Genomic DNA, 15,325 nt, shown 5'->3' with positions numbered 1-15,325 from the left:
CCGCACGCTTGCCGCGGCCGCCGCCCCATCGGGGGTCGGGACCACTCGTGTCGCGACGGAACATGGATGTCGTTGATCCGGTGCGACACGAGCGGTCCCGACTCGTCCTCCACACGCGTCGGGCGACCCAGCGCCCACACAGGCACCGATGTCGCCCCGGCTACCGTCGCCGCGACCCCAGATCATCTCTTCATGCAAGAACTCGACGAACGATTCGACGTCGCTGCCGTGGTCGGCGACGGACTCATCCGTGCTTGTGACCTGCGCGAGCTCGGCGTGCATCCGTCGAGCGTGCAACGGCTCGAGCGTGCCGGAGTCCTCGTGCGCGTTCGCGCCGGTGTGTATGCGAAGCGCGACGAGTGGAACGCCCTGACGCCCGATGACCGATATCGCCGGCTCATCGTCGCGACGGCGGGAGCCGCGAGGCATCCGCTCACCGTCTCGCACCGTGCCGCTGCGGCCATGCACCGGTTGCCGATGCTCGGCCCTGCGCCGACGCTCGTCGAGACGGCCGCCCAGGGCCGTACCGGCGGTCGCCGCACCGCCCACGTCGCGACGCGGAGGGCCGGGCCGCCGCCGACCGTCACGATGATCGACGGCGTGGCATGCACGTCGCTGCTGCGCACCCTCGTCGATGTCGCCGTGAGCGAGCCGCTCGTGCATTCGGTGCCGATGCTCGATGTCGCGCTCGCGCGCCCCGACATCACGAGGCGGGCGCTGGCGCTCGAACTCGAGCGGGTCAGCCCGACGAGGGGCCGCGCGAAGGCGGAGCACGCGATCGCGTTCGCCGATCATCGCGCCGGCAGCCCCGGCGAATCCGTCAGCAGGGTGCGCATCCACGAGCTCGGCTTCGAGGCGCCCGAGCTGCAGGTGCGGTTCGACAAGATTCTCGGTTCGTACGCGCTCGTCGACTTCTACTGGCGGGGCATCCGGCTGATCGGCGAATTCGATGGGCGGCTCAAGTACTCGCGCAGTCGCTCGGTCAGCGGACTCGACCCCGCGCAGGTGGTCTACGAGGAGAAGCTGCGCGAAGATGCGCTGCGTCGAGTCGGCGAGCGGATGGCGCGCTGGGGCTGGTCGACTGCGTGGGCGCCGCGTGAGCTGCACCGGCTGCTCACCGGGTTCGGCGTGCCGACCCGGCGGTGACACGGCGGCGTTCGGGACCACTCGTTTCGCACCGGACACACGACATCGTGCGTCCCGTGCGAAACGAGTGGTCCCGAACGGGAAGCCGGGCCGGCGGAGCCGGCCCGCGGCTACGCCTGCTGGCTGTAGTCGGGCAGCTCCTGCAGGGTCCAGCGGTTGCCGTCGGGGTCCTTCAGCGTGACGAAGCGGCCCCAGGCCTGGTCGTCGACGCCGTCGGCCTCGACGCCCCTGGCGCGGAGCTCGGCGAGCGCCGCGTCGGCGTCGGCGACGACGACCTGGATCACGTCGAGCGATCCCGGCTGCACCTCGCTCCCGAGTCCCTCGCCGATCGCGATCGAGCAGGCCGACCCCGGCGGCGTCAGCTGCACGAAGCGCAGGCTCTCGTTGACGCGCTGGTCATGGTCGGCGTTGAAGCCGAGCTTGTCGACGTAGAACTCTTTCGCGCGGTCGACGTCGGTGACGGGCACGAAGATGAGCTCGATCTTCCAGTCCATGGTGACTCCTCAAAGGGGTGCGGGTGGTGCGATCCGTTCCATCGAATCGCCTGCTTCGACGGTAGGCAACGAAGCGGTCAGTTTCCGTCCGCAATCGAACGACCAGCGGATGCCGCGACGTCCGAGTGGAAGGATGGACGCATGGCATTGCACATCACGGGGGAGCAGGCCGCCGACGAGCTGCTCAGCGACGACGCGTTCGCGCTGCTCACGGGAATGCTCCTCGACCAGCAGGTGACCATGGAGTCGGCGTTCGCCGGGCCCGAGAAGATCCGCTCGCGCATCGGCTCGATCGACCCCGAGACGATCGCGGGCTACGACCCCGAGGCCTTCGTCGAGGTGTTCAAGCAGACGCCGGCGGTGCACCGCTTCCCGGGCTCGATGGCCGGTCGAGTGCAGGCGCTCGCGGCGGCGATCGTCGAGGAGTGGGGCGGCGAGGCATCCGCTCTCTGGACCAAGGGCGAGCCGTCGGGCGCTGAAGTGCTCAAGCGGCTGAAGGCGCTGCCGGGGTTCGGCGACCAGAAGGCGAAGATCTTCCTCGCGCTGCTCGGCAAGCAGTGCGGTCTCACGGCGCCGGGCTGGCGCGAGGCCGCCGGAGCCTACGGCGAAGAGGGGGCGTTCCGCTCGGTCGCCGACATCGTCGACGCCGAGTCGCTCACCAAGGTACGGGCGACGAAGCAGGCCGCGAAGGCCGCGGCCAAGGCCTCGAAGGCCTGAGCCGCGGCCCCTCGCGCGTCAGTTGCACGACTTGGCGCCGTAGTCGGCCGCGCTGGTCGAGGTCACCACTTCACCGTCGATCACGGCCGAGGCACTGATCGTCGTTTCACCGGCGGGCACCTCCGCGAGCCGCGTACTGAAGGTGTGGAACGCGTGCTTGCCCGGGGCCACGCCCGTGAACGACTTCTCTCCGTACGCCGTCTGCACCACGAGGTCGACGGGAACGTCGTCGTCGTTGCTGACGCGCACCGAGATGTAGGCCTTCGATCCGATGCACCGCGGCTCCGCCGTCACCGCCAGCTCCAGCGCGGGCGCTGCGGCCGGCAGGCCGAAGACCTCGACCTCGGCGAGGTTCAGCGCGTAGGTCACGTTGTCGAGCTGGATTCTGACGTAGCGGCCAGTCGCCTCGGTCGGCGTGGTCGTCGGGCGGCCCGCCTGCGAGTTCACCACCGTCGACCAGACGCCGTCGGCGGCGAGGTCGTCGGCCGTGAGCGGCCGGTTCGGGAACGGCTCGGGCGAGACCGCGATCGTGTAGTCCGTGAGGCGGGCGGTGCAGCAGTCGACGCGGTTCCAGACCGCGGTTTCGGTCAGGTCGTACTGCGCGCCCAGGTCGACCTGCCACCACGGGCTGGGCTCGTTGCCGGCGGTGTTCGACAGATTCGCGCCCGTGCCGATGGTGTTGCCGTCGATCGCCTTCTCGGCACCGTAGGTGAAGCCGCCGTCGAGCGGCCACGTCGACGACTGCGTCGCAGTCTTGTCGAGGGCCACGTTCGTCGGCTGCTCGGGAAACGTGAAGGTGTAGCTCTGCCCCGCCGTCGTCGGGAAGGAGACCTTGTCGGCGCCGTCAGCCGTCACGGCGACGACGTTGCCGTCGGCATCCTTCACCGTCGCCTCGGCGAGGCCCGGGTAGTGGCCGGTGAACTCGCCGCCGCCTCGCGCAGTCACCCCGAACTCGGTGGCGGACCCGTCGGTCCACGCCAGGTCGACCACGAAGTTGCCGCGGGCGACGAGCCCGTCGACCTGACCGCTCCGCCATGCGCTCGGCAGCGCCGGGAGGAACTGCGTGTACCCGGCCTGGCTCTGCACGAGCATCTCCGTCATGCCCGCGGTGAGACCGAAGTTGCCGTCGATCTGGAACGGCGGGTGCGAGTCGAGCAGGTTGTCGAGCAGGCCGTTGGTGTTGCCTGCGAACATCGCGCGCACCATCGAGTAGGTGTCGTCGGCGAGGCCGGTGCGGGCGTACATGTTGATCTTCATCGCCTTCGACCACCCGGTTCCGTTGAAGCCGCGCTGCTCCAGCGACGTGATGGCCGCGTCCATCCACTCGGGTGTGTCCTGGTTGATCAGGGTGCCCGGGAACAGCCCGATGAGCTGCGAGGTGTGGCGGTGCACCGATCCCTGGTTCGCACTGCCGCCGGCACCGAAGTTCCAGATGGCCTCTTCGGGCAGGCTTCCGGCCTGGGCCCGGCCGAGCGTCGTCTCCTCGAACCACTCCTTGACCTGGCCCTGGCTGCCGATCAGGATCGGGTCGAGCTGGCCCTGCTTCTCCTGCCACACGGCTCGCAGGTCGGCGTCGACATCCAGGCGTTCGGATGCCTCGATCGCCATGTCGTACAGTTCCCACACGATCGACTGGTCGTAGGCGGTGCCGACCGCAGTCGGCCCGTGCTCCGCCGAGACGCCGGGCGCGACCGTGAGCCGGCCCTGAGTGTCGCTGTACCAGAGGTACTCGTTCCAGAAGGCGGCCATCTCCTTGAGCATCGGGTAGGCGCTCTCGCGCAGGAACTGCTCGTCGCCCGTGAAGCGGTAGTAGTCGTAGATGTTCTGCAGCGCCCACGACGAGCCGCCGACGTTCCAGCCGTACTCCTGCGAGCCGATCGGCGCCGTGTGCCCGAACGGGTTCACCTGGGTGTTGATGAGGAAGCCCTTGCCGGACCCGACGGGCGTCGTTGCGAAGTCCTCGGTCGCGACGGCAGCAGACCGTTCGGCGGTGAGTCGGCCGGGAACGACGAGCGACTCCACGTACTCGTTGAAGGGAACCTGCGTCTCGGCGAGGTTGGTCGTCATGGCCGGCCAGTAGTTCATCTGCACGTTGACGTTGAAGTGGTAGTCGCCGCCCCAGAACCGGCCGGCATCGCCGACCATCCAGAGGCCGACGAGGTTCGTGGGCAGGTCACCGGCCCGTGAGCCGGCGATGCTCAGGTAGCGACCGAACTGGTAGACCAGCTCGTCGACCGCGAGGTCGTACTCGCCCGCACGGTAGTTGCGCATGAGCTGATCGGTCGGCACGTCGGGTACCTCACCGCCGACGTCGAACTGCACCCGGTCGAAGAGCTCCCGGTAGTCGGCGAGGTGGCGCTCGAGCAGCGTGCCGTAGCCGCTCGTTGTCGCGGCGTCGACCCGCTGGGTGATCTCGCCATGAGGATCGTCGCCGCGGTAGGAGGGGTACACGTTCTCGTAGTTCGTGCCCGTCGAGTACACGAGGGTGACGGTGTCGGCGCCGGTGACGGTGAGGGTCGTGCCGTCGCTGCTCGTGACGGTGCCGCCCTCGTTGGCCAGCTTGACCTGCATCTCGGCCTTCATCTGGTTGTCGTCGACCTGGCCGGCGAGCGTGATGCGCTGCTCCCCGGCATCCGCTGTGCTCGTCGTGGTGAGGCCCGCCGCGGCCGTCGCTGAGGTCGTGAACGAGAGCTTGCCGGCCTCCGACGCGCGCAGGCGCACGACCGCGACCTGGTCGGGGTAGCTCACGAAGTACTCGCGCTCGTAGTGCACGCCTCCGTGGTCGAAGTTCACCGACGAGACGCCGGTGCGCAGGTCGAGGTCGCGCACGTAGTTCGAGACCGCCGTGTCGACGATGCCGGCCGCGGCGAAGTCGAGCGAGATGTCGCCGAAGTCCTGGTACTGGCCCATGCCCGTGCCGTTGCCGAACATGAGGCTCGTCAGCTGCTGGTTCGCGCCGCCGGTTCCGGTCGCCGGAAGGCCGAAGACGTAGGCCGACTTGTCGTCGAGCGCCTCACGGTAGCTGTTGAGCTGCTCGGGCGTGACGGCGGTCGCCCGGTTGCCGCCGATGTAGGTTCGGCCGGCCGCCGGCCCGCCCCGCCAGAGGGTCTTCTCGTTGACGTGCAGGCGGTCCTTGCTCGGCTGCCCGTACGCCATCAGCCCGGTCGAGCCGTTGCCCTGCACCAGGGCCTCGTTCTCCCAGTTCGCGACCGGTTTGGTGTACCACATGCGCAGCGCATTGCCATCGGCCTGGGGCAGGTCTGACGCCGAGATCGAGATCCGGTCATCGGATGTCTCGGCGCTCGCGGCCGGTGCGCCGATGACGGCGAAACCGCTCACAAGTGCGATGACCGCCGCAGTGGCGGTGATTCTTCGGGAATGACGCGCGTGCATGGGAGACTCCTTCGTCTGACCTCTAGACGTACCGGCCGAGTTAGTAGAGCATATAAACAAAGTCGGCCGAGGTCGAGGAAACTCGAGTTCCACCTCCGCCGCACTGCGCTGCAGCGTGCAGCGTGCAGTGCTCAGACGAAGGAGTCCCAGCGTGCAGCTGAACCGTCCGCGCCGTCTCACGGCAACCATCGCAGCCGTGGCCGTCATCGCAGGCCTCACCCTCGTCGCGTCGCCGGGTGCGAACGCGGCCGAGCCGCCGCCCGCCGCCGCGTCGAACGTCGACCCCCTCGCGAACGCCACTGTCTCGCAGAGCTCGAAGCTCGACGGCGACGCCTCGCCGAGCTGGGGACCCGAGCTCGCGATCGACGGCGACACGAGCGGCGTCTCGCCGGCGATCACGCACACCGCGTTCGAGGCCAACCCGTGGTGGCAGGCCGACCTCGGCTCCGTGCACGACGTCGAGAGCGTCGTCGTGTGGAACCGCACCGACTGCTGCACCGATCGTCTCGCCTCCTTCTCGGTGTTCCTCTCGGCCGAGCCGTTCACGTCGACCGATCCCGACGTCGTGCGCGCACAGCCAGGCATCGAGGAGCACAGGATCACCACGGCGCCGTCGCGGTTCGTCACCATCCCGGTCGAGCTCGACGCCCGCTACCTGCGAATCCAGATCGAGGGAGAGGGCATCCTGTCGCTCGCCGAGGTGCAGTTGCTGCCCACCGGTCACTCCACGTCGATGAGCCGCACCACGGTGCCGGCGTTCGACACGTGGGCGGATGCCGCGGGGTCGCTCACCCTCGACGAGTCGACCCGTGTCGTGATCGACCCGGCCTCACGCGATCTCGCAGCGGTCGCGTTCGGCGACGCCGAGTTCGCGTCGAAGAAGACGACCGCCGAGACCGCGCAGGTCTTCGCCCGCGACCTCGCCGAGGTGTCGGGACTCGACCCCGAGGTGGGCACCGGCACCCCGCGTGCCGGCGACGTCGTCTTCGACCTCGAGGACACGAGTGGCACCGAGCAGTCGACCGGACGCGACGGCTACGCACTGCGCATCGCCGACGGCGTCGTTCGGGTGAGCGCGAACACCACGAGCGGCCTGTACTACGGCGGTCGCAGCGTCCTGCAGGCGCTTCGCGCCCATGACGACCACCGCACGCTCGGCAACGGCAGCGGCCTCGACGTGCCCAGCATGGCGTTGCGCGCCAACACCATCGACGTGTCGCGCGAGTACTGGGAACCGCGCAACGTCGAAGACGTGATTCGCCAGATGGGGTGGCAGAAGCAGAACGTGCTCATCTTCCACTTCGACGACGCCGAGTACTTCCGGCTGAACAGCCCGGCGTATCCGGGCCTCGCCGACCCCGCGTTCAGCTACGACCGCGAACAGATCCAGCGCTTCGTCGAGCTCGGCGCCGAGCACAACGTCACCGTGGTGCCCGCGTTCGAGTACCCGGCGCACGTGTCGGCCAAAGCCTCCTACTTCCACATCGGCATGGGCGACGGCCCGCTCGAGGTCGAGCCCGGCTACGGCGAGCGCGACACCGGTGCCGATGCCACGAACACGTGCGGGCAGCCCTACACGCACAGCCACCTCGAGCCCGACTTCACGCTGAACTTCATGAACCCGAAGGCGATGCGCGTCTCGAAGGAGATGCTCGACGAGTTCGTGCCGTGGTTCGACGCCCCCTGGGTGCACATCGGCGGCGACGAGGTGCCGAGCCAGCTGAACAATTGCCCGGCACTGCAGGCGTGGTTCGCCCAGCAGCCCGACATCAAGACGCTCGCCGATGTCGAGGCCTCGTTCATCAACGAGCTCGACGCGCACCTCGAGGGCATGGGCAAGCGAACGGTCGCCTACAACGGTTTCGAGAACGGCGTGCCGGCCGGCACCCGGCCGAAAGTCGACACCGATGTGATCGTGCAACTGTGGACGGGCCCGAACAACCCCGCGAGCCTCGCCGCCTACGACAAGATCATGGGCAACGGGTCGCACTACTACCTCGTGCCCGCACGAGTCGGCGGCTCGACGTATCCGAACGTGGGAGCGATCTTCAGCGCCACCGCGGCGGCGATGCACGTCGACCCTGCCAACCCGAGGCACCTCGGGCTCGGCATGCACATCTGGGGAGACGACCTCGGCTGGGCCGAGGGGCAGTACCTCGAGAGCATCGCCTACCTACCGAGGTCGGCGACGGCCGAGCGCACCTGGAACGCCGGCCCGCCCGCGACCGGTGAGACGCTCGCGACCTTCACGGCACGGCTGGCGGCGATCGGCACTGCGCCCGACTACTCCGGTGTCGTGCCCGTCTCGCCGACCGACGACGGCCGGCCCATCCACGACTGGGTGGCCGCCGACACGGCCTTCCCGGCCGGCACGTTCGATGCGCATTCCACGTCGAACCGTCGGCCGCTCACCGAGGTGTGCGGGCTCAACGGCATGACGCCGCTGTTCTCGAACGTCTCGAACGCGACCGATCCCGTGCAGGGCGCGGTGAAGCAGCTCGGCGGAAACGGTGCCGCCGCGGGCTGGCACATGGGCGCCGCCGAGGTCTCGGGCGACTGGAGCTATGCGGTCAACGTGAAGGTGCCGGCATCCGTCACCGGTCGGGTGCAGCTGCTCGACTCTCGTTCGGGCGCGTGGCTGAAGCCCGACGCCGACGGCCTGCTCGGCACGCAGGCGAGCTCGATCGACTTCGCGCTCGCCGGCTCGGGTCAGGTGGGCTTCGTGAACAACGGCAACGCGGTCCCGTTCTCGTACGCAGCGCCGCGCGATCAGTGGGTGCAACTCGTGTTCGTCTCGTCGGCCGGGTCGAGCGTGCTGTACGCGAACGGCGCCCAGGTCGGTTCCGTGGGCTCGACGCTGCCGCTGCCACGCGCCTGGTTCGCCGCCCCGCGACTCGTGCAGCTGCAGGGCATGCAGGTCTACGCCGAGGCGCTGTCGAGCGACGAGGTGGCCGCGCAGTACGGCACCGGCGTGCCGGTGGTGCCCGAGGCGAACTGCCAGCCGCGATTCGTGCCCGAGCCTCCCGCCGAGCTGAAGGATGTCGTGGAGTTCGAACCAGGCGTCGAGGTCGAGGTCGATCAGCGCTGCTTGGGCGGCAAGGTCTTCGTGACCGCTCGAGTGCACAACCTCGAGAGCGTGCCGATCGGCGTGGTGATCAGCACCGCCTACGGCGACAAGCGGTTCGCGGCGGTCGCTGCCGGCAAGAACGCCGCGCACGCGTTCAACACCCGTTCGGCCTCGATCGACGCCGGCGCCGTGGTGGTCACCGCCACCCTCGATGACGGCAGCGGCCCGGTCAGCGGCGAGTACAGGGTCGAGTACCCCGAGCACTCCTGCTGATCACCCGACGAGGAACCCCGCGACCGCGAGCGCCATCGGCTTCGGCTCCCAGGCGTGATCGGCCGCGGCCACCGTGCCGCGGAACGCGTGGGGCAGGCTCGCCATGAGCGAGTCGGCGGCGGGCGTCATCAGGTCGATCGCCTGCTCGCCGACGAGCACGAGCGTCGGCTGCGTGACGCCCGCCCAGAGTGCCGGCCGCGCGGCGCTCTGCGTCCAGGCGAGCACCTCGGCGTCGGGCTCGAGGCTCGGCCCCATCGCCGTCATGGTCGGCCAGCCGGGGCTCGCCTTCGCGCCCGCGAGCCATTCGGGCGGCATGTCCTTCATGAAGTACTCGATCGTCGCGTCGCCGTCGCCGGCCGCGATGCGCTCGCGCAGCCCCGCGAGGAATTCGGTGCCGTCGGTGCCGAGCTCGGGGCCGAGCGGCACCTCCCACAGCACGAGCTTCGAGACCGCGAGACCGGATGCCGCGGCCGCGAGTGCGATCGCACCGCCCGACGAGCTGCCGACGAGGGCGACGGCGTCGTCGGCGCCCTCGGTCGCGATATCGATGAGTGCGCGCAGGTCGTCGAGCGTCTGCTCGAGCGTGATGGGCGGCGAGGCGACGCTCTCGCCGCGCCCGCGCCGGTCGTAGTGGAAGACGGTGAACCCGTGGCGCGCGAGCTCCTTCGCCATCTCGACGCTCGCCGGGTCGAATGCGCGGAACGCCATCGCCCCGTCGACGAGGATGACGGGCGGCCCTGCGCCCTGACGGTCGTAGGCGATGCGCGTGCCGTCGGCAGAGGTCACGTATTCGGTCATCGTCGACTCCTCACTTCCGTGGGGTCAGGCTACCGAGCACGTGCGATCGCCGCATCCGTCGACGCCCTTCGCGAGCAGGCCCCGCAAGAGGTCAGCCGAGGCGAGCGGATGCCGCGACCGCGAGCGTCTCGGCCGCCGCGAGCGCGGTGTCGACCGACTCGTCGGGCGTGATCACCGCGAACAGGTAGGCGCTCCCGCCCGTGATCTGCACGACGGTGCCGCCGGTGGTGCCGGCCCGGCCGATGCCCACGAAGGCGGGCAGCGCGGTGCCCTGCTCGAGCGCGGCGACGGGTTCGTGCACGCCGTTCAGGTAGTCGTCGGTGAACTCGCCGGCGGGCAGCACCGAGACGAGCAGGGTCGTGCCGCCCGACTCCCATTCGCATTCGGCGAAGCCCTCGCCGAAGTCGGAGCCGGTGGGCGCCGGCACGGCCGCGCCGAACACTTCGGCGAGTTCGCCGGCGGACACGAGCGCGCAGGCCTCGCTCGCGCCCGCCGGCGCGGCGCCGGCGCCGGCTTCGCCGCATTGCTCGCCGATCGCCGCCGCGATGGTGTCGAGATGAGCGACCGATTCGGGTTTCGCCTGCGTCTCGAGCACCTCGGCGAGGGCCTCCTCCTGTGCCGCACGGTCGACGCCCGCGGCATCCGCTGCCGTCACCGCCGAGCCGAAGATGCTCGCGACGGCCGCCCACTCCTCGGTCACCGTCGGCGGCGGGTCGAGGGACTGCAAGCCCGCATCGATCGTGCGTGCGGAGTCGAGCAGCGTGTTCGGGTCGAAGTTCGCGTTGAGCTCGGTGAGGGTGCCGGCGAGCTCGGTGAGCCCGGCGCACGACGAGTCGACGGATGCCTCGGGCGGCGCTGAGCTCGCGGGCGACTCGTTCGCCCCGGGAGTTGCGGCCGGCGAGCCGCTGCTGCAGGCGGTGAGTGCGAGCACGGCGAGGCCGAGCAGCGCTGCCGTGGCGGTGCGCATCAGCGTTCCTCTGTTCGGGTTGCCGCGTCGAGGCCCGCGGAGGCCGCGATGACGGGGCCGCGTCGCAGCCGGCGCAGGCCGACGAGGGCGCCACCCGCGAGCAGCAGGGCGAGACCCGCTGACGCCGGCCCGAGGTCGGTGCCGCTCTCGGCGAGCCGCTCGCCCGCGGCGGCCGGTGCCGGCGCGGCGCCGGCTGGGGCCGCACCGGGAGCCGGCGGCACCGGCGGGTCGACGGGCTCGATCGGATCGACCGGGTCGACGGGATCGACCGGCTCGCCGGCGAAGGTCAGCGTGCGGGTGATGTAGTCGGCGGGATCTTCGACCGGCGCCCCCGAGCCGCAGCTCACCGCCATCACGATGACGTCGCCGGGCTCACTCGCGACCGGGGTCGGCACGACGAACGAGAAGTTGCCGCTCGCGTCGGCAGCGGTGTCGTCGAAGTGGGTCACCGCCGGCGGGCCCGGAAAGTCGACGGCGATGAAGACGGCTTCGGCCGCGTCGCATCCGCTGCCGTTCACCGTGAACGACTCGCCGGGCACGACCCCTGCGGAGGGAGTGAGCACGGCGGTGAGCGGTGCTCCGGCGTAGGTCAGCGCGCCGAAGCCGATGACGGTCTGCGCGCCGTCGCAGGTGACCGTCACGCCGAACTGGGCGATCGGCGGGGTGATCTCGGGCAGCTCACCGGGGGCGCCGTGCACCGCGACGGTGGCGCTGAACGCGCCGGTGCCGTCGGCCGTCACCGTCGTCGTCTTCGAGCTCGAGGCGCCCCCGATCGCCGGGATCCACGTGCCCACGACGACCTCGCCGCCGGCGGGGCATCCGGCACCGGTCACATCGATGGTGCCGCCCGGCACCACCACGGTCGGGGTGAACGATGCGGTCGGCGCCGCCATCGCGGCCTGCGCCGGGAGCAGCACTGCGGCCAGCGCGAGCGCAGAGGCTGCACCGAGGGTGGCGAGTCGTAGGGGTCGCATGGGTTCCGTTCCTCAGGTGGTCGATGGGCACAGGTGCCCTACGCTTGATGCCACCAGCCCGGCGGGCGGCTGTCATCCGTAGCGACTACGGGAGTGTGAGCGAAGATGCACCTCAGGCCGCTCGAACTCGCCTCGCTCATCGAGGCCGTTTCGGGAGCCGACGCGCAGAGCGTGCTCGTCACCGGCGAGGCCGGGGCGGGCAAGAGCTGGCTGCTCGAATGCCTGCGCGACCGGCTCGGTGCGGGGCCGAGCGCACCGCTCCTCCTCACGGCGAGCGGCCACGCGGCCGAGCAGCAATTGCCGTTCGCGGCACTGCACCAGTTGCTCGAGCCCTGCCTCGATAACCTCGACACCCTCGTCGAACCGCAGCGGCTCGCGCTCGCCGGGGCGCTCGCGCTCGAGGTCGCGACGCCGCACGAGCGGTTCGCGGTCGCCTTGGGCGTGAAGACGCTGCTCGAGGCCACTGCGGTCGAGCGACCCGTGGTGCTCGTCGTCGACGACCTGCACTGGGTCGACGAGTCGACGCGCCAGGTGCTGCTCTTCCTCGCTCGGCGGCTGCAGGGCACGCGGGTGTCGCTCGTGTGCGCCGCCCGGCCGCCGGTCGACCTCGACGTCGCCGACGCCTTCGACCGACGCATGCCGCTCACCGCCCTCGACGACGCGCAGAGCCGCGAGCTGCTGCGGCAGCGCTACCCCGAGCTCGGCACCATCGCGGCCGGCCGAGTACTCTCGCTCGCTCGCGGACTGCCGCTCGCGCTCGTGCAGTTGCCCGCTGAGCTCGACCCGCAGCAGCGGCGCGACGAGCAGCCGCTGCCTGACGTGCTGCCCACCGGCGACCGCCTCGCGCAGCTCTACGCCACCCGCCTCGCTGCGCTCGACGAACCGGCGACGATGGCCGCGCTCGCCGTGTGCCTCGCGCCGCTCGACCGCGATGAGGCCGAGCAGGTGCTGTCGCAGCTCGGGCTCGACGCGACGGCGCTCGACGAGCCGCAGCGGCTCGGGCTCATCGAGGTTCGCAGTGATCGGTTCGAACCGGGCCATCCGACGCTCGGGCCCGTGCTCATCGCCGCCGCTACGCACGAGCAGCGGGCGGCGGCGCACCGCGCGCTCGCAACCGTCTTCGCCGGCGACGTCGAGCGAGTGGCGCTGCACGTCTGGGCCGAGCCCGGGGCCGACCCGCAACGGGTGGCGAGTGCGCTCGACGCGGCGGCGCAGAGCGCAGCCGCGCGGTTCGCCTACCCCGAGGCCGCCGAGTTCTGGGAGCGGGCGATCGCCGCGGCATCCGACAGCCCGAAGGTGCCCGAGTGGCAGGCAGCCGCCTTCGAGGCGTATTCGCGCATCGGCGCGCGCGCCCCGGCGCTGCGACTCGTCGAGGCGATGATGGCCTCGAGCGATGACGCGGTGCAGCTCGCCCGCTGGCAGATCGACAAGCTGCGGCTCGGCTTCTGGACCGACGCCGACCGGTCGCGCGACGACCGCAGCGTCGAGCTCGCGGCCGCGGCGGCCGCGCGCGAACCCGGGGTCGCGGCCGAGCTCGTCGTGACCCACGCGATCGAACTCGCGGTGTTCGGCGAGTTCGCCGCCGCAGCCGAGCTGCTCGAGCGCGCACACGCCGCCGGCGTGATCGACCGCTCCCGCACCGACGCCGCGCCGAGCCTCGTCGACGAGTTCATCCGCGTGATGCTCGCCGACGACGCGGGCCTCGATCTCGGCTCTTGGCGCGAGCGGATGCTGCGCGCCGACCCCGGCACGGCGAGCGGGGCGTTCCCCTTCATCACCCTGCAGCTCGCGTGGCACGGGCGCACCGACGACGCCCTCGCCCTCGTCGCCCACTTCGCCGCCGCCGCCGCAGCCACGAACGTCGCCGGCCCGCGCACCACTGCGCTCGCGGTCGAGGCGGTCGTCGACGTCGTCACCGGGCGGTGGGATGCCGCGGCTACCCGGTTCGCGGAGTGCGAGCAGCTCTGCATCGACACCGGCATTCTCGGGCCGCTCAGCTACATCCGGTTGCGGCACGCGTGGCTGCTCGCGGCGCGGGGCGCCACCGACGAGGCCCTCGCGCTGTGCGAGCTCGCGGTGCCCGATGCCGAGCGCACGACACCCCTCTTCCGCCACATGCTGTGGTGCGCGCAGGGTCTCGCGAAGCTCAGCGCCGGGGAGCTCACCGAGGCGATCGCCGTGCTCGACGCGGCGGCCGAGCTCGAGGAGCGCGTCGGCATCGTGCAGCCGGGCTACAGCTCGCGGTTCGGCGACTGGTTCGAGGCGCGGTGGCGATATCGCGATCCGGATGTCGCGGGCCAGCGCCGCGCGCTCGAGCGCTTCGAGTCGCGCATCCATGCCGGAGACAACCCCGCGACCGCGATCGCGCTGCGCTGCCGGGCACTGCTCGCGCCGGTGGCCGACGTCGACGCGGCGTTCGGGGCGGCGCTCGACGCTGCGCTGGGTGCGCACGATCGGCTCGGCGATCCGTACCAGGCGGCGCGCACCACGTTGCTCTACGGCATGCGGCTGCGCCGGGCGCGACGCAAGGCCGATGCCCGAGGGCCGCTGCGCGAGGCGGCCGACGCCTTCGATGCGCTGGGGGCGTTCGCTTGGGCGGCGGGTGCGCGATCAGAGCTCGCGGCGTGCGGCGAGCGTCGGCCCGCGACCACGCCGGGCGACCCGCTCGCCGAGCTGACGCTACGCGAGAACGAGATCGCGAGGCTCATCGCGGCGGGCCTCTCGTCGGCGGCCGCGGCGGCGAGGCTGAGTGTCTCGGTGCGCACCGTCGACTCGCACCTCGCGTCGATCTACCGCAAGCTCGGCGTGCATGGGCGAGCGGGGCTCGTGGAGTTCGTCGGGCGGTGAGCGCCGGCATCCGCTGCAGTGTCGGTGGGTGGTGGCAGTATTGAGGTCACAACACCATATGTAGGGGTCGGTCGGGCGTAGCACCCCCAAGGGTTCCGATTCGCGACACGCCCGGCATTCGTCCACAGGGCAAGAGATTTCGATGACGGCGGTTGTGGATAACCCAGGGCGAAGCCGCGAGAATCCGCCGGTCACCGAGGCATCCGCTGTTCATAACCCGTGGATAACCCCGTGGATAACTACACGAATGTAACTACAGCATGTTGTGGCAGTCGAGTTCTACGAACACTAGATGTAGTATTGAAGTACGAAATGCAACACCGGGGGACGGGCTCCTCCAGAGCCTGAGAACGAGGGGAAAACAATGACGGTCACGGTCTACACCAAGCCTTCTTGCGTCCAGTGCAACGCGACGTATCGCGCCCTCGACAGTAAGGGCATCGAGTACGAAGTGCTCGACCTCTCTGTCGACGAGAACGCCCTTGCGCAGGTCAAAGAGCTGGGCTACCTGCAGGCCCCGGTCGTCATCACCGACGAAGGCCACTGGTCGGGATTCCGTCCCGACAAGATCGACGAACTCGCCTCTCGCCTCGCATAAGAGGCGCCGGTGAACTCGGGGGAGTGAACCGGTGGAGAACGCAGTCGCGAA

At 70.5% G+C, this 15,325-nt stretch carries 10 protein-coding genes; 5 read left to right on the top strand and 5 right to left on the bottom strand.

Annotation, left to right across the window (positions count from 1 at the left end; translation table 11 throughout):
* Positions 1-192: 192 nt before the first annotated feature.
* On the top strand, positions 193-1,146 hold the full coding sequence (locus VPH61_RS01730; protein WP_332061797.1) for a type IV toxin-antitoxin system AbiEi family antitoxin domain-containing protein: 954 nt from the start codon (positions 193-195) through the stop codon (positions 1,144-1,146).
* A 110-nt stretch (positions 1,147-1,256) separates the two neighbouring features.
* On the opposite strand, the gene VPH61_RS01725 is transcribed toward VPH61_RS01730, so the two are convergent.
* Positions 1,257-1,640, bottom strand: coding sequence for a glyoxalase superfamily protein (locus tag VPH61_RS01725; RefSeq protein WP_332061796.1), 384 nt, complete (start codon positions 1,638-1,640; stop codon positions 1,257-1,259).
* 141 nt (positions 1,641-1,781) lie between these two features.
* On the opposite strand from VPH61_RS01725, the gene VPH61_RS01720 reads away from it, so the two are divergent.
* Complete coding sequence (locus VPH61_RS01720; protein WP_332061795.1) at positions 1,782-2,357, top strand: HhH-GPD-type base excision DNA repair protein; 576 nt, start codon at positions 1,782-1,784, stop codon at positions 2,355-2,357.
* A gap of 18 nt (positions 2,358-2,375) precedes the next feature.
* On the opposite strand, the gene VPH61_RS01715 is transcribed toward VPH61_RS01720, so the two are convergent.
* Entirely contained in the window at positions 2,376-5,750 is a 3,375-nt protein-coding gene (locus VPH61_RS01715; RefSeq protein ID WP_332061794.1) for a glycosyl hydrolase family 95 catalytic domain-containing protein, read from the bottom strand.
* Positions 5,751-5,901: 151 nt separating this feature from the next.
* Between VPH61_RS01715 and VPH61_RS01710 the strand changes: the two genes are divergently transcribed.
* Positions 5,902-9,090 (top strand): family 20 glycosylhydrolase, encoded by a 3,189-nt coding sequence (locus VPH61_RS01710; protein WP_332061793.1) that lies wholly within the window; start codon positions 5,902-5,904, stop codon positions 9,088-9,090.
* On the opposite strand, the gene VPH61_RS01705 is transcribed toward VPH61_RS01710, so the two are convergent.
* The 3 genes from VPH61_RS01705 to VPH61_RS01695 all read right to left on the bottom strand — a co-directional run bounded on the left by VPH61_RS01705 (position 9,091) and on the right by VPH61_RS01695 (position 11,829).
* Positions 9,091-9,888 carry an alpha/beta fold hydrolase gene (locus tag VPH61_RS01705; protein ID WP_332061792.1) on the bottom strand — a complete coding sequence of 266 codons (798 nt, stop codon included), beginning with the start codon at positions 9,886-9,888 and terminating at the stop codon, positions 9,091-9,093.
* 91 nt (positions 9,889-9,979) lie between these two features.
* A complete protein-coding gene (locus VPH61_RS01700; RefSeq protein ID WP_332061791.1) occupies positions 9,980-10,855 on the bottom strand; it encodes a hypothetical protein in 876 nt (291 codons plus the stop codon).
* Positions 10,855-11,829, bottom strand: a complete 975-nt coding sequence (locus VPH61_RS01695; protein WP_332061790.1) for a hypothetical protein — start codon at positions 11,827-11,829, stop codon at positions 10,855-10,857. The genes VPH61_RS01700 and VPH61_RS01695 overlap by 1 nt, the downstream gene beginning before the upstream one ends.
* Positions 11,830-11,934: 105 nt before the next feature.
* On the opposite strand from VPH61_RS01695, the gene VPH61_RS01690 reads away from it, so the two are divergent.
* Together VPH61_RS01690 and nrdH are read left to right on the top strand one after the other, a co-directional pair.
* Positions 11,935-14,676: an AAA family ATPase gene (locus VPH61_RS01690; RefSeq protein ID WP_332061789.1), complete on the top strand. Its 2,742-nt coding sequence runs from the start codon at positions 11,935-11,937 to the stop codon at positions 14,674-14,676.
* 364 nt (positions 14,677-15,040) lie between these two features.
* Positions 15,041-15,274, top strand: a complete 234-nt coding sequence (nrdH, locus tag VPH61_RS01685; protein WP_026481845.1) for a glutaredoxin-like protein NrdH — start codon at positions 15,041-15,043, stop codon at positions 15,272-15,274.
* The last annotated feature ends 51 nt before the right edge of the window (positions 15,275-15,325 follow it).

This window comes from Agromyces sp. CCNWLW203 (assembly GCF_036576125.1).
In the GTDB taxonomy this organism is placed as follows: domain Bacteria; phylum Actinomycetota; class Actinomycetes; order Actinomycetales; family Microbacteriaceae; genus Agromyces.
This window is presented reverse-complemented; position numbering and strand designations above follow the sequence as displayed.

Excerpts from the sequence above, each read along its gene's own strand:
- VPH61_RS01720 (WP_332061795.1), top strand. The coding sequence starts at position 1,782 with ATGGCATTGCACATCACGGGGGAGCAGGCCGCCGACGAGCTGCTCAGC.
- VPH61_RS01700 (WP_332061791.1), bottom strand. The coding sequence starts at position 10,855 with ATGCGCACCGCCACGGCAGCGCTGCTCGGCCTCGCCGTGCTCGCACTC.
- nrdH (WP_026481845.1), top strand. The coding sequence starts at position 15,041 with ATGACGGTCACGGTCTACACCAAGCCTTCTTGCGTCCAGTGCAACGCG.
- VPH61_RS01705 (WP_332061792.1), bottom strand. The coding sequence starts at position 9,888 with ATGACCGAATACGTGACCTCTGCCGACGGCACGCGCATCGCCTACGAC.
- VPH61_RS01690 (WP_332061789.1), top strand. The coding sequence starts at position 11,935 with ATGCACCTCAGGCCGCTCGAACTCGCCTCGCTCATCGAGGCCGTTTCG.
- VPH61_RS01715 (WP_332061794.1), bottom strand. The coding sequence starts at position 5,750 with ATGCACGCGCGTCATTCCCGAAGAATCACCGCCACTGCGGCGGTCATC.
- VPH61_RS01730 (WP_332061797.1), top strand. The coding sequence starts at position 193 with ATGCAAGAACTCGACGAACGATTCGACGTCGCTGCCGTGGTCGGCGAC.
- VPH61_RS01695 (WP_332061790.1), bottom strand. The coding sequence starts at position 11,829 with ATGCGACCCCTACGACTCGCCACCCTCGGTGCAGCCTCTGCGCTCGCG.
- VPH61_RS01725 (WP_332061796.1), bottom strand. The coding sequence starts at position 1,640 with ATGGACTGGAAGATCGAGCTCATCTTCGTGCCCGTCACCGACGTCGAC.